The sequence below is a fragment of the Streptomyces sp. NPDC031064 genome (assembly GCF_055570965.1).
In genome coordinates this window covers 264,068-278,053 of sequence record NZ_JBVIGF010000001.1, presented here as the reverse complement: position 1 = coordinate 278,053, position 13,986 = coordinate 264,068, and the positions used below count along the sequence as shown (strand labels likewise).

14 protein-coding genes are annotated in these 13,986 nt (G+C 72.2%); 7 read left to right on the top strand and 7 right to left on the bottom strand.

Translation table 11 applies throughout. The annotated features are described in order from the left end of the window. Window positions 1-22: 22 nt before the first annotated feature. Window positions 23-250 carry a DUF6296 family protein gene (locus ACZ46W_RS01160; RefSeq protein ID WP_468329379.1) on the top strand — a complete coding sequence of 76 codons (228 nt, stop codon included), beginning with the start codon at window positions 23-25 and terminating at the stop codon, window positions 248-250. Window positions 251-268: 18 nt separating this feature from the next. Here ACZ46W_RS01160 and ACZ46W_RS01155 read toward each other — a convergent pair whose 3' ends face one another. After that, entirely contained in the window at window positions 269-784 is a 516-nt protein-coding gene (locus ACZ46W_RS01155; RefSeq protein ID WP_468329376.1) for a hypothetical protein, read from the bottom strand. 183 nt (window positions 785-967) lie between these two features. Further along, complete coding sequence (locus tag ACZ46W_RS01150) at window positions 968-1,507, bottom strand: sigma-70 family RNA polymerase sigma factor (RefSeq protein WP_468329373.1); 540 nt, start codon at window positions 1,505-1,507, stop codon at window positions 968-970. 286 nt (window positions 1,508-1,793) lie between these two features. On the opposite strand from ACZ46W_RS01150, the gene ACZ46W_RS01145 reads away from it, so the two are divergent. Continuing rightward, window positions 1,794-3,002 (top strand): CapA family protein, encoded by a 1,209-nt coding sequence (locus ACZ46W_RS01145; RefSeq protein ID WP_468329370.1) that lies wholly within the window; start codon window positions 1,794-1,796, stop codon window positions 3,000-3,002. Window positions 3,003-3,015: 13 nt separating this feature from the next. Here ACZ46W_RS01145 and ACZ46W_RS01140 read toward each other — a convergent pair whose 3' ends face one another. Beyond that, a complete protein-coding gene (locus ACZ46W_RS01140) occupies window positions 3,016-4,464 on the bottom strand; it encodes an amino acid permease (RefSeq protein ID WP_468329367.1) in 1,449 nt (482 codons plus the stop codon). Between the two features lie 185 nt (window positions 4,465-4,649). Between ACZ46W_RS01140 and ACZ46W_RS01135 the strand changes: the two genes are divergently transcribed. After that, window positions 4,650-5,513, top strand: a complete 864-nt coding sequence (locus tag ACZ46W_RS01135) for a polysaccharide deacetylase family protein (protein ID WP_468329364.1) — start codon at window positions 4,650-4,652, stop codon at window positions 5,511-5,513. A gap of 49 nt (window positions 5,514-5,562) precedes the next feature. Here the strand turns inward: ACZ46W_RS01135 and ACZ46W_RS01130 are convergent, their stop codons facing one another. Further along, window positions 5,563-6,225 (bottom strand): class F sortase, encoded by a 663-nt coding sequence (locus tag ACZ46W_RS01130; RefSeq protein WP_468329361.1) that lies wholly within the window; start codon window positions 6,223-6,225, stop codon window positions 5,563-5,565. Between the two features lie 321 nt (window positions 6,226-6,546). On the opposite strand from ACZ46W_RS01130, the gene ACZ46W_RS01125 reads away from it, so the two are divergent. After that, entirely contained in the window at window positions 6,547-7,032 is a 486-nt protein-coding gene (locus ACZ46W_RS01125; RefSeq protein ID WP_468329358.1) for a hypothetical protein, read from the top strand. 127 nt (window positions 7,033-7,159) lie between these two features. Here the strand turns inward: ACZ46W_RS01125 and ACZ46W_RS01120 are convergent, their stop codons facing one another. The 3 genes from ACZ46W_RS01120 to ACZ46W_RS01110 form a co-directional block, all read right to left on the bottom strand. After that, window positions 7,160-7,720, bottom strand: a complete 561-nt coding sequence (locus ACZ46W_RS01120) for a hypothetical protein (protein WP_468329355.1) — start codon at window positions 7,718-7,720, stop codon at window positions 7,160-7,162. Between the two features lie 180 nt (window positions 7,721-7,900). Next, the gene (locus ACZ46W_RS01115) at window positions 7,901-8,665 is read right to left on the bottom strand and encodes a bestrophin-like domain (RefSeq protein ID WP_468329352.1); all 765 of its coding nucleotides are present in this window, start codon (window positions 8,663-8,665) and stop codon (window positions 7,901-7,903) included. A gap of 42 nt (window positions 8,666-8,707) precedes the next feature. Further along, window positions 8,708-9,262, bottom strand: a complete 555-nt coding sequence (locus ACZ46W_RS01110) for a hypothetical protein (protein WP_468329349.1) — start codon at window positions 9,260-9,262, stop codon at window positions 8,708-8,710. Between the two features lie 217 nt (window positions 9,263-9,479). Here ACZ46W_RS01110 and ACZ46W_RS01105 point away from each other — a divergent pair, with 217 nt between their 5' ends. The 3 genes from ACZ46W_RS01105 (at window position 9,480) to ACZ46W_RS01095 (ending at window position 13,811) form a co-directional block, all read left to right on the top strand. Next, entirely contained in the window at window positions 9,480-10,508 is a 1,029-nt protein-coding gene (locus tag ACZ46W_RS01105) for an SCO0930 family lipoprotein (protein ID WP_468329346.1), read from the top strand. A 325-nt stretch (window positions 10,509-10,833) separates the two neighbouring features. Continuing rightward, window positions 10,834-11,646, top strand: coding sequence for an SAM-dependent methyltransferase (locus ACZ46W_RS01100; protein ID WP_468332340.1), 813 nt, complete (start codon window positions 10,834-10,836; stop codon window positions 11,644-11,646). Then, on the top strand, window positions 11,643-13,811 hold the full coding sequence (locus ACZ46W_RS01095) for a putative bifunctional diguanylate cyclase/phosphodiesterase (protein WP_468329343.1): 2,169 nt from the start codon (window positions 11,643-11,645) through the stop codon (window positions 13,809-13,811). Before ACZ46W_RS01100 ends, ACZ46W_RS01095 begins: the two co-directional genes overlap by 4 nt. Window positions 13,812-13,986 lie beyond the last annotated feature (175 nt).

The following is a 13,986-nucleotide window of genomic DNA, read 5'->3' as shown; positions in this document are numbered from 1 at the left end:
GACCGCTCACCGGGAGGCAGCCATGGGCACCCATGATCACTACGAACTGGACTTCGGGCAGGAAGACGTCGTGGAGGTGCACCGCACGGACCGCACCGGGGCGGGCGGGCACCCGGTCTACGCCGACGACACCGGGATAGTCCTGGCCGAGATCAGCGACCGGGGCGAGGTGCGGATGCTGGCCAGCGGCGGCCACCAGGACCTGCCCGCCAGCTCCAGGGTCCGGGCCCGGCCCGTCCAGCCGCACTGAGCCCGCTGCCGCCGCGGCTCACACGTGCGGCGGCTCGTACAGCCGCAGCGCCAGGTGCCCGAGCGGGAGGCCCAGGCGCCAGGACGGCAGCCACACCGCCTCGGACTCGTCGACCGCGAGCGAGGCGGCCGGGCCGGCCGACAGCGCGCCCAGGTCGGTGGCGAGCAGGTGCGTCCCCTCCAGCAGGCGCCAGGTCTCCCGGGCGAGGGCCAGGCCCTCGTCGCCGTCCCCCTCGCGTTCCCGGCGCGCGGAAAGCCGCTCGCGCACCCAGTCCTCCCAGGGGTGGCCGTGCGCGGTGCGGATCAGCCACTCCTCCAGCCGGTCCTCGGCGCCCGTGCCGGGGGCGTCGTCCGTGCCGTCGCCCAGGTACACGGTGAGCGCGAGCGTCCGGCGGCCCGCCTGGTACTCCAGCGAGCCGGGTTCGACCAGGCCACCGGCTCTCAGCAGTTCATCGGCGATGTACTCGGCACACAGCCAGGCCATCGGGACGGCCAGCCCGCCCCCGCCGGTGCCGTTCGTGCTCTCGGGCCGCAACGTTCCCACCTTCTCCCGGACGTCCTGCGCGTGCGTGTGGTCCTCGACGACGAGCCTCCACCGTCAGGCACGGGCCGGGGCGGCTCTTTGCTCAACTCGGCGGTGTGGTCTCGCCTACATTTCGGCCAGGGTCGTGACGCACGGGCGGTGACGTGCCCGCAGGGGACGGTGGGACGGGAGGGCTCACGAGGCCGGCGAGCCGGAGAGCGTCCGGCTGTAGCCCGGCAGGCACCGGCCGAGCGCCCGCAGCGCGTAGTGCGACCGCGACTTGACCGTCCCCGCCGGTATGCCCAGATCGGCGGCCGCCTCGTTCACGGTCAGGCCGTCGAAGTAGATCCGTACGAGCACCGCGCGGTGCTCCGGGCTCAGTTCCCGTACCGCCGCGCGTACGTCCAGCGCGGCGACGGCGGACTCGGTGACGTCCGAGGGGTCGGGCGTACCGGCGAGCACGCCGTCCCCGATCTCGGTGGGGCGGGCCATGCGGGAGCGGCGGGCGTCGATCGCCAGGCGCCGGCCCACCGTGAAGAGCCACGGACGCATCGACTCGTACGGGGCCTCGAACGCCTCGGGGTGCTGCCAGGCGCGCACCAGCGTCTCCTGGAGCAGGTCCTCGGCACGCTGCTTGTCCCCGTAGGTCAGGCCGAGCAGGAAGCTCAGCAGCGCGGGTCCGTGTTCACGCTGGAGCTCCTCCAAGGCCCGCTCGTCGGTGGTCGCCGTCGTCATCGTCACACCCTTTCCCGCCGTACTCGGACGCCGTGCTCAGACCCTCGACGCGTATCCGAACGCATCCGGGGCCGAAGGGACAGGCGCCGCACCGGGATGTGCGACGAGCGGTCACACCGAGCGGCGAATGGTGCGGTGAGCGGTCACCGGGAGTGATAGGTCAGATATCACTGCGTTTGTATGATTTTGCGTATTTAAGGATTGACTGATCCTCATTTCCCGTAGGGATCAGGGGGTGCACGCCCCATGTGCTCCACACCCCCCTGAAGCCCACGGAGTCCGGCTGATGACCACCACACCCATGCGACGGACCACGGTGGCGGTGGCCACCGTCCTTCTTTCCGCGGCGGCAGGCTGTGCCGGTGCCGAGCCGGAGCCGCGCACCGCGGCCGCCCCGGCGGGCCGGCCCCCGCAGGCCGCCCACCCCGCCCCCTCGTCGGCGGGCGGCGCCGCGGCGCCGACGCGCGGATTCACGCTCGTGGCGAGCGGCGACGTCCTGCCGCACGCCTCGATCATCCGGCAGGCCCAGGCGGACGCCGGCGGCAACGGCTACGACTTCCGCCCCATGCTCGCCGGCGTCCAGCCCGTCGTCTCCAAGGCCGACCTGGCCATCTGCCACATGGAGACGGTGTACGGCAGGGAGGGCGGCCCCTACACCGGCTACCCGTCCTTCAAGTCGCCGCCCCAGGTGGCCACCGCGCTCGCCGCCACCGGCTACGACTCCTGCTCCACCGCCTCCAACCACACCCTGGACGACGGGGTCGCCGGGCTCGGCCGCACCCTGGACGCCCTCGACGAGGTGGGCGTCCGTCATGCCGGTTCCGCCCGCACCGCCGCCGAGGCCGCACGCCCCACGCTGCTCAAGGCGGGTGGCGCCACGGTGGCCCACCTGGCGTACACCTACGGCACCAACGGCATCCCGCTGCCCCAGGGCAGGCCCTGGGCGGTCAACCTCATCAACGAGAACAAGATCCTCGCCGACGCCCGGGCGGCCCGCACCGCCGGCGCCGACGTGGTCGTGGTCAGCCTGCACTGGGGCACCGAGTGGCAGACCGCGCCCGACCGGCGCCAGCTCAGCCTCGGCCGGAGCCTCACCGCCTCCGCCACCGGCGGCCGCCCCGACATCGACCTGATCATCGGCACCCACGCCCACGTCCCGCAGGCGTACGAGAAGGTCAACGGCACCTGGATCATCTACGGCATGGGCGACCAGATCGCCGGCGACATGATCAACTACCAGGGAGCCTTCGACCCGCGCGGCAACCAGGGCACCATCGGCCGCTTCACGTTCGCCCCGCCCGCCGCGCCGGGCGGCCGCTGGAACGTGGCGAAGGCGGAGTTCCTCCCGCAGTGGTTCAACACCGGGACGGGCCGGGTGGTCAACCTCAACGCCGCGATCAAGGCCGGTGAGGACCTCACCGCCGTACGCGACACGATCCAGCAGGTCGCCCTCAGTCGCGGCGCGGCCAAGGACGGCCTGCTGATGGGGGAGTAGCGGAGGACCGGCCCTACGGCGCGGGCGGCTGGTCCGTCCGCGCCCGGCCCCGGGCCTCGGCCTTCGCCAGGTTGGACTTGCGGTACGAGTAGCCGAAGTAGATCACCAGCCCGATCGCGAACCACACGGCGAACCGGGCCCAGGTCTGCCACTGGAGGAAGGTGATCAGCCAGATGGAGAAGACCACCCCGATCGCCGGCACGAACGGCATCCCCGGCGTGCGGAACGTGCGCGGCAGCTCCGGCCGCTTGTAGCGGAGCACGATCACCGCGACGCACACCACGACGAACGCCAGCAGGATGCCGATGTTGGTCAGTTCGGCCGCCTCGCCGATCGGCAGGAACCCGGCGATCAGCGCCGACGCGACACCGACGATCCAGGTCACGCGGGTGGGCACGTGCCGTGTCGGGTGCGTCTTGGCGAACCAGTGCGGCAGCAGCCCGTCCCGGGACATGGAGAACCAGACACGGGTGACGCCCAGCATGAACGTGAACATCACGGTGAGGATGCCGATGATCGCGCCCACCGCGATGATGTCCGCGAGCGCGTCGAGCCCGACGGACTTGAACGCGGTGGAGAAGCCGCTCTCCTTGTCGACCTCCGTGTAGTTCTGCATGCCCGTCAGGACCAGGCAGGCCAGCACGTACAGCACCATCGAGAAGGCGAGCGAGTAGATGATCGCCTTCGGCATGTGCCGCTGCGCGTCCTTGGACTCCTCGGCCGCCGTCGACATGGCGTCGTACCCGAACACCGCGAAGAACACCGTCGCCGCACCGGTGAACGCGCCGCCCACGCCGTACGGGAAGAACGGGCTGTAGTTGTCGGACGTGACGTGGAAGAAGCCGACGACGATCACCAGCAGCACCACCAGCACCTTCAGGACCACGACGACCGTCTCGAAGCGCGCCGCGTTCTTGATGCCGAGCGTGAGGAGGTAGGCGATCAGCAGGCACAGCAGGGCCGCGAACAGGTCGACCTTGTGGCCCGCGCCCGTCCCCGGCGCGCCCAGCATCCAGGCGGGCAGCTCCGCGCCCACCTCGCCGAGCAGGAAGTTGAAGTAGCCGGAGATGCCGATGGCCACGACCGCGACGATCGCGGTGTACTCCAGCAGCAGGTCCCAGCCGATGAACCAGCCCGCGAGCTCGCCGAGCACGGCGTAGCCGTAGGTGTACGCCGAACCCGCCTTGGGGATCAGCCCGGCGAACTCGGCGTAGCTGAACGCGGCGGCCGCGCTGGCGATGCCCGCGATCAGGAACGAGACGAGCACGGCGGGGCCGGCCGTACCGTTGGCGACCGTGCCGGCGAGGGTGAAGATGCCCGCGCCGATGATGCCGCCGACACCGATGGCGGTGAGCTGCCACAGCCCCAGCGTCCGGGTGAGCCGTTCCTCCTCGACACCCTCGTCGATCAGTGCGATGGGTTTGCGGCGCAGAATTCCCTGCCCCGCGCGGATTCCGGCCATGAGCGTCACCTCTTTGCAGACGGCATCGGCTGACGGCGGATCATGATGGCCCACCCCGGGCCCCGGCGGAAGACGACACACACCCGCGGCGGCCACCGCCGGCCCGCTGGTCCCATCGGGTGCAATCGGACGGCCGTACGGTGTGGATCAGGGGCGTGAGGCATCCGCCATGCGAGTTATTAGTCATGAAAACGGATCAAATGCCCACGGGGCGGCGGATGGTGCTGCGCATCGCCGCCGCCCTCGGGGCCACCACGACCTTCGGGCTCTTCGCCCTCGAACGGAACGGCGGCGCGCCGCCCCGCCCGTCCGGCCCCGCGCACCCCGTGGCCGGACCCCCGGTGGGCGCCCCGGCCCGAGCCCCGGCCGGCCCGCGCCTGGCGCCCTCCTCCTACCGGCTCCAGCCGATGACCGCGCACGCCCCGCCCCGCCACCGGCGCGCCCTGCCGCCCGTCCGCCAGCGGCCCTTCCTGCGGGTCTCCGGGGTCGGCCGGACCATGGTCCTCTCCTTCGACGACGGACCCGACCCCCGCTACACGCCCGCCATCCTCCGGACCCTGCGCAAGCACGACGTCCGCGCCATGTTCTTCGTGTGCGGCGAGATGGCGGCCGTCAACCCGGACCTCCTGCGCGAGATGGCCGACGACGGGCACGTGGTGGGCAACCACTCCTGGTCCCACCCGCTGATGCCCAGGCTGCGCCCCTCCCGCATCCGCGACGAACTGGGCAGCACCAGCGACATCATCGAGCGGACCCTCGGCTCCCCGCCGCTGTGGTACCGCGCGCCCTACGGGGCCTGGAACCGCCACTCCTTCGAGATCGGCGCCGAGCTGGGGATGGAGCCGCTCGCCTGGACGGTGGACACCCTGGACTGGAAGGAGCCCGGAGCGCACGTGATCGTCCGCCGCGTGCTGGACGGGGCCGGGCCGGGCGTCGTGGTGCTCTCCCACGACGCGGGCGGCGACCGCTCCCAGAGCGTGGCCGCGCTGCGCGTCTACCTGCCGGAGCTGCTGGCCGCCGGCTACCACCTCACCGTGCCGCGCCGATGAGACGCGGCCCCACCGGGAAGCCCGCCGAAGGACCCGCTGGGCCGACCGCTCAGCGGGTCGCCACCATGCGCGCGAAGACGACCACGTTGCCGTCGTAGCCGTTGGTCTTCGAGTAGCCGCCGCCACAGGTGATCACGCGCAGCTCCGGGTGCCCGGTGTCGCCGTAGACGCGCACCCCGGGGAAGTCCTCCTTGGAGAAGACCTCGACGCCGTACACCTCGAACACGGCCACCCGCCCGTCGAACCGCGTCACCTCCACGTGGCTGCCCTTCTTGAGCGAGCCGAGCCCGTAGAACACCGCCGGGCCCGCCTCGTTGTCGACATGGCCGACGATCACCGACGTACCGCGCTGCCCGGGGGAGATGCCGTTCTGGTACCAGCCGGCCATGTTGGGGTCCTGGGCCGGTGGCGCGTCGATCCAGCCGTCCTGGTCCAGGCCCACGTCCATGACCGGGGCGTCGACGTCGATCGACTCGATCCGGATCCGGGAGGCCGGCGCGTACGCGAGCGGCCGCAGGCCCTGGGGCGGGGCCGGAACCTTGCCGACGCGGCCGCTCTGCGCGACCGAGGCGGGAGCCGGCTGGGGCGGGCCGGGCTGGATGTCGAGGCCGTTCCGCATCATCGCGAGCCCGGTGAGCATGACGAGAGCCAGCGCGCCCCACGGCGAGCGCCTCCTCGACTCGAAGCCACTGTGGTACAGGCCCCTGCCCATGGTTCTCCCTTCGCGGCGTAGTACGCACGCTAAGTGCGCCGTGCCGCACCGGCGATCAGGGAAGGGGCGAACGGGTGGTGGCGCCAGGGGGGATGACCCATCCGAGTCATGGTCCGCCAAATCCCGCCGCACCACCCCTGACGGTCCGTGACCTGGGGCTCCGTCAGGTACGCGGGCGCGACACCGGCGTGTCGGCTCACCGGGGTGGACGAGTGTCGAAATGCGGTAATCAGACCGACTTGTGAAGGTTCGTCGTGGAAGGCGTACTCGTCGAATCTTCCCGGAGCGCCGCTTCGGGGCGTCTTCCACTGGAGGTTCACGATGCGTGCTTCACGCGCTCTCGCGGTGGCCGCCACCGCCGGCGCGGCCATCGGGCTCTGTGCCCCCCTGGCCGTCGCCAACAACGGTCCTACCAACGTCACGGTCTCCCCGACCCGGGTGCACCAGGGCGGCCAGCTCGCGGTCAGCGCCATGGGGTGCGGCCACGGCGGCACGGTCACGTCCAACGCCTTCCCCAAGACGGCCCTCACCGTCAACGCCTCGGGCCACTCGGCCGCCACGCCCCGGATCTACGACCACGCCACGCCGGGGCAGTACAACCTGGCGGTCAAGTGCAGCGACCACCCCATGGTGGTCACCCGGACCTTCACGGTCATCCGCGGCCATGGCTCCCGGGGCGGCCTCGGCGGCTCGATGGGCCCGAGCTCCACCGAGATGGCCATCGGCGGGGCCCTGGTCGCCACGGCGGCCGTCGGCGGCGGGCTGTTCATCAGCCGCCGTCGCCGTTTGAACGGCGGAAAGGTCTGACCGGCCGAACCTCCCGGTCGGCCGAATACGCCCGTCGCCCCGAGTCCTGTTCGGTCAGGACTCGGGGCGACGGGCATGTGCTCCCGATGCCGGTGGCGCCGGCTTTCGCCGAGTGGCCGGCACCTAGTCAGTGGCGCCGGCTTTCGGCGCGGCGGCGCAGCATGTAGATGATCCCGGTGGCGGCCGCCACGACCAGGCCGGTCCCGGCCGCGAGCTCGCCCGCGTTCAGGCCGCCGATGCTGCCGCCCACACCGCCGCGCACGCCCTGGGTGGGTGTCCTGGTGGGGGTCACCGTCCGGGTGGCGGTCACCGTGGGGACGGCGGTCGAGCTGGTCGTCGGGGTGCTGGTGGCCAGGGCGATGGTGAGGTCGACGGTGCCCGGCGTGCCGCCGGCGCAGGTGAAGGACACCGTGTAGACCGCGCCCCGCTTGGCGTCCCAGTCGACGGTCGCCGTCGCCGAACGGCCGGCCGGGATGGTCACCGTGTCGAAGACGCCCGAGGACGCCATCGCGGTGCCGGAGCAGCCGGGAGCCGTGAGCACCACCCTGCCCCCCGGCTGGACGGTCGAGGGACTGATGGCGAAGTCACCGGGGGCGTACTTGCCGGAAGCCACCGCCGGGGCGGGGGCGGTCAGGGCGAGAGCGGCCGCTCCGAGGAGAGCGGCGGAGGCGGCACCTATCGCGCGCATCGTCAATCCTCCGGGTCCCGAGGAGCACCTGCGGAACGGATTTCCACAAAGCGTCTGATATGCACCTCGATGCCCGAAACGCTAGGAGCGCCTTACCACAGCCGCGATCCCAGAGGGGCGAATGGGGCACCGAGGTCCCCCGGACGGCGGACGGGAAGTGCGCCTCCGCTCGCCCCCGGATCAACCGTCGAGGTGGGGGAAGAGGTTCAGGAAGGGATCGGGGGTCGCGGAGACACCACGGCCGAACGGCGCGTCGAACGCCCAGATCAGGAACAGCAGGAAGGCGATCAGGGCGCTGAAGAGACCGGCCAGCAGCAGTTCGCGGAACGTCCGCCGGATCTGGAGCGTGAAGATCAGCCCCACCGTGATCAGCGCGCCCGTGATCAGGCCGAACCACACCACTCCCGGCATCGTGGCCTCCGCGTTCTCGCCGCGGGCGCTGCGCGCGTCGTCGGCGACCGCCACCTGGTCCACCATCGGCTGGTACGCCTCGCCCTCGTGGGCGTCGGCCGGCCGGTAATCGGAGACGCTGCGGCGTACCCGCTCCAGCAGTTCGGTGCCCTCCTCCGTCAGCTCCCCCCGGTCGGCCATGTGCCGCCACTCTTCGTCGACGACGTGCGAGACGTACGCGTCCACGTCGGCGCGGATCCGTTCCCGCACCCCCTCGGGCCAGACCTCGGCCCTGGCGGACACCTCGTGCAGTGCCTGCGCCTCTTGGCGGACGCTCTCCTGGGCGGCGCTGCGGCCCTCCCAGACGCCGGCGATCGCCAGACCGAGCACGATCGCGTACACCACGCCGATCATCATCGTCATGTACTCGATGACGTCGGGGGTCTCGGAGGGGTCGTCGTCGTCACCGATGCGGCGGTTGTTGATGACGACGATGGTCAGGACGACCGCGCAGGCGGCGGCCATCGCGATGGACAGGACAAGCCATTCCGACAAGGTGTTCTCCGAGCGGTACTGGGCGGGCGGTGTGGGGCGGTACTAGCGGGAGGAACGGGCGCGCATCGCGGCGGCGGCGAGCACCGCGGGGGCCATGATCACGAGCATGACGGTGACCGTGGACGGTCCGTCGGCCGGTTCGGCGCGCTGGGCACGCCGGTAGGCGGGCAGCGGGACCGGGGCCGGCGACGACGGGCGGGGCCGCAGCGACGGGGTGGGTGACGGGGGCGGGGGAGGAGGGGGCGGCGCGGCCGGTTCCGGTTCGCGGGGCGGCGGCGGGGCCGGTGCGGGCGGCGGAGGCGGCGGGGACGGCGGCCGTGGTGCGGGCGGCGGCTCCGGTACCGCCCGCGTGGGCGGTGGTGGCGGGGGCGGGGGCGGGGGCGGTGGCGGCTCGGGCGGTGGCGGGGGCTCCGGCGTCGGGGTCGGCGTCGGGGTCGGGTCGGCCGGGCACGTGGCGTCACCCGCGACGGCCACCACCGGCTCGCCGGGACCGACATGGGCGACGGCACAGCTATCGGCCACCGCGGGCAGCGGCGCGACCAGCGGCCAGCCGAGGGCGGCGGCCGCCAGGAGCCGCGCGACGAGGGATGCGTACACGTCGACGAGCATGATCGGCCGTTGGCCGTCATACGTCCCGAACTGGGGTGATTCCCCTGATGGAGGGGTTCTTGGGGTGCGTGCTTGCCGGCGCGCCGGGTCGCGTGCGGAGAAATTTTCGGACGCGTTGAACGCCCGGCGCCCTCCCCGCCGTACATAGGGCCATGAACGGCGCACCTGGGCGTCGCCAAAGTACCTCAATACAACGGGAGTTGACATGAAGACCTGGCGGAACGCCTCGCTCGCGCTGTCCGCGGCGGCCGTGCTCGCGCTGACGACGGCGTGCGGTCAGGACACGGGAACACAGACCCCCGCCGGATCGGTCGGCGCGGCGGCGCCGGCGGGCGCTCCCGCCGAGAACGGTGCGGGCTACGGCTCGGGCGCCGGTTACGGCTCCGGTGCGGGGTCCGGGGAACAGGCGGCCGCCGCCAAGCCGGCCGGGCAGCTCGCCGTCTGGGACAGCAAGGAGCTCGGCAAGGTCGTCACCGACAGCGAGGGCCTCACGCTCTACCGCTTCGACAAGGACACGCCGAACCCGCCCAAGTCCGCCTGCGAGGGTGACTGCGCCAAGGCGTGGCCCGTGGTCGCCGCCGAGGGCGCCAAGCCCCCGGCCGGTGTCGACGCCTCCCTGATGGGCGAGGTGACCCGCGCCGACGGCACCAAGCAGCTCACCATCGACGGCTGGCCGATGTACCGGTACGCCAAGGACACCAAGCCCGGCGACACCAAGGGCCAGGGCGTGGGCGGCACCTGGTTCGCGGCCGCCCCCGACGGCAAGAAGGCGGCCCTGTCCGGCGGCGGCGACGAGGGGGCCGCCGAGGACGAGGGCACCGTCGACGAGGGGGCGGCCGAGGACCAGGGCGAGGGCGCGGGCTCCGTCGACCTGGCCGGGCTGTCCGTCCGCAAGGACCCCAAGCTCGGTGAGATCGTCGTCGACAAGAACGGAATGACGGTCTACCGGTTCGAGAAGGACTCGGCGTGGCCCATGAAGACCGCCTGCACCGGCGACTGCCTGGCCAAGTGGCCGGTCGTCGCGCCCGTCGACAAGAACGACACGGAGGGCATCTCCCTGAAGGGGTACACGGTGTTCAACCGCCCCGATGGAATCAAGCAGCAGACCATCGACTGCTGGCCCCTCTACACCTTCGCGGGCGACAAGAAGCCCGGTGACACCAACGGTCAGGGCGTCGGCGGCACCTGGTTCGCCGTCTCGCCCACCGGAAAGATGGTCGCGACGTCCAAGTAGAGTCCCCACGCACGTCGCGACCCGGGTGTCCGGCCCCGCCGGCCCGGACACCCCGCCGGCCCGCCGTCCCACGCCCCACGCGTGCGCGGCGGGCCGGTCGCACGCGTTCCAGGCGTTCCACGCCGGCCGCTCGAAGCCACGCAGGCGCACGCGCTCCACGCACTCCCACGTCGCACGTGCCGCTGTCCAGTGACCGAGACGTGTGACCAAGAACGGATCGATAATTTCCGTTTCCCCTCGCCCTCCCGGCGGGCGATCAGTAGCCTCGGCTCGGACACTGGCCATGAACATGGCCGCATACCGTGGCGACTTGTTGGAGACATCGATGGAGCGTCCCGCCTGGGCCCCGCCGGGCATCGACATTTCGGTGCCGAGCGTGTCCCGCATTTACGACTTCTACCTGGGCGGCTCGCACAATTTCGAGGTGGACCGGGAAGCGGCCCGCAAAGCCATGGAGTTCATGCCGGGCCTTCCCAAAATCATGCAGGCCAACCGTGCGTTCATGCGCCGGGCGGTACGGTACGCCGTCGGTGAGGGCGTCACCCAGTTCCTCGACATAGGCTCCGGCATCCCCACCTTCGGCAACGTCCACGAGGTCGCCCAGGCCGCCAGCCCCGAAGCCCGCGTCGTCTACGTCGACCACGACCCGGTCGCCGTCGCCCACAGCGCGGCCGTGCTGGAGGGCAACGACAACGCCGGCGTCGTCGCCGCCGACCTGCGCAAGCCGCAGGACATCCTCACCGCCCCCGAGACCGGCGCCCTGCTGGACCTGGACCGGCCGGTCGCCCTGCTCCTCGTCGCCGTACTGCACTTCGTCCAGGACACCGACGAGCCGCACCGGGCGCTCGCCGAACTGCGCGACGCCCTCGCGCCGGGCAGCCTCCTGGTCCTCACCCACGCCTCCTACGAGGGCGTCCCGCTGCCTCAGGAGCGGGTGAGCGGCACCGTGGGCGTCTACAACGACATCCGCAGCCCCCTGGTCATGCGCGGCCGCGACGAAGTGGCGCGTTTCTTCGACGGTTTCGAGCTGGTGGAACCGGGTCTCGTGGCGATGCCGGAGTGGCGCCCCGAGAACCCCGTCGACCAGGAGGATCCATACGCCTTCTCGGGCTTCGCAGGGGTGGGGCGCAAGGCGTGAGCATGCCGGCACAGGCACCCGGTTCCGCCGCGGAACCGGACGTCCTGGAGGACAGACTCCAGAGGTTCGCGACCATCTGGAGCCGGGCCATCTTCCCCGTCACGGCCACCTCGCTCACCCGCTCCGAGATCGAGCGGCACCTGCTGCCGCTGGCCCGGGACCTGAGCGACGCCCTGCACGCGCGGCCGTTCGACCCGGCGCCCGCGCACCGCGTCGGCGCCGCCCTGGTCGCGGCGCACTGCACCGACCCGGACGCGCTCAGCCGCAGTCTCGGTGTGGTCGACTCCTACCTGGTGCTGTACTGCGGGGGCGACGGGGAGGGTGCCGCCGTGGAGGAGCTGCGGGCCCGCTGCGCCCGCCTCCAGCACGCGCTGGCGGCCGGCTTCGCCCAGGCGCTGCGCGAACGCACCCTCACCGAGCAGGAGGCCATCGCCCGCTCGGCCCTGTCGGCGCGCAGTTTCGCCGAACAGGCCCTGCACGCCACCGAGGCCCGCTTCCGCGCGGTCTTCGAGGACGCGGCCATCGGCATCGGCATCGCCGACCTGGAGGGCAACATCCTGGAGGTCAACGGCGCCCTCACCCGCATGTTCGGCGGCCTGGAACACCACGTCAAGGGCCGCAAGGTCAGCGAGTGGGTCCACCCCGAGGACGCCCCGCACGTCTGGAAGCTGTACGGGGAGCTGGTGCGCGGCGAACGCGACCACTTCCAGGTCGAGAAGCCGTTCTACCGGGGCGACGGCACGGTCCTGTGGACCAACCTGACGGTCTCCCTGCTGCGGGACCCCGAGGGCCGCCCCCAGTACCAGCTCGCGCTGATGGAGGACACCACCGAGCGCCGGCTGCTCAACCTCCGGCTGCGGTACGAGGCGACGCACGACGCGCTCACCGGGCTGCCCAACCGCACGCTGTTCTTCGAACGGCTCGACAAGGTGCTGTCGTCCGGTGACGGCACCCGCTTCGGGCTGTGCTACCTCGACCTCGACGGCTTCAAGGCCATCAACGACAGCCTCGGCCACGCGGCCGGCGACCGGCTGCTCGTCGAGGTCGCCGACCGGCTCCAGTCGGTCGCGACCGGGCCGGGGGAGATGGTGGCCCGCCTCGGCGGCGACGAGTTCGTCGCGCTCACCACCGGCACGGACACCGAGCAGCAGGCCGACGAGCTGGCCCACCGCATCCTCGCCGCCCTCGCCACGCCCGTCCGGCTGGACGGCCGCGAGCTGACCGTGCGCGGCAGTGTCGGCGTCGTCGAGGGACCCGCGGGCGAACGCGGCCCGGCGGAGGTGCTGCGCAGCGCCGACATCACCATGTACCGGGCCAAATCGGCGGGCGGCAACCGGTTCGAGCGGGCCGACCCCGAGGCCGATGCCCGCGCCATCACCCGGCACGGCCTGACCACCGCGCTGCCCGCGGCCCTGGACCGGGGCGAGTTCTTCATCGAGTACCAGCCGCTGGTGCACCTCGGCGACGGCAGCGTGCACGGCGCAGAGGCGCTGGTGCGCTGGTGCCACCCGCAGCACGGCGTGCTCGGCCCCGACCGGTTCATCCCGCTCGCCGAGCACACCGGGCTGATCGTGCCGCTCGGCCGCTGGGTGCTCCAGGAGGCGGTGCGCCAGGCCCGGTTCTGGAACCGGCGCCACACCGACGGCGGCCCCCTGCGCATCAACGTCAACCTGTCGCCGACGCAGCTCCACCACCCGAACCTGGTCGCCGACACCGTCGACGTACTGGAGCGCTCGGGACTCGACCCGGGCGCGCTGTGCCTGGAGGTCACCGAGTCCGCGCTGATCGGCGCCGACGAGGACCTGCTCAAGCCGTTGCGGCAGTTGGCCGAGATGGGCGTGGACATAGCCCTGGACGACTTCGGCACCGGCTACTCCAACCTGGCCAACCTGCGCCGGCTGCCGGTCAGCGTGCTGAAACTGGACCGCTCCTTCACCCAGAGCATGCAGCAGCAGCCCATCGACCCCGTCGACCTGAAGATCGTCGAAGGGATCGTCTCGCTGGCGCACAGCCTGGAGCTCGCGGTGACGGTTGAGGGCGTCGAAACGGGCGCACAGGCCGAGCAGTTGCGCGAATTGGGCTGCGACACGGCCCAGGGCTGGTACTACGCGAGACCCGGCGCCCCGGACCGCATCCACGCGCTGGTTCTCGCCGACGCGGTGTGACCCTCCGTCGGTGTGGGCGGGCCGCCTCCCGGCCCGGCCGGACCGACGGGGGGCAGCACAGGCCGGCAGCGGTACGTACGGCGCGGGTGAGCGCGGGCCGGCCAGATCCGCACAGCGTGGGTGAGCGCGGGCCGGGCCGGGTACGGACGTGCGGGTGAGCGCGGGCCGGCCAGAT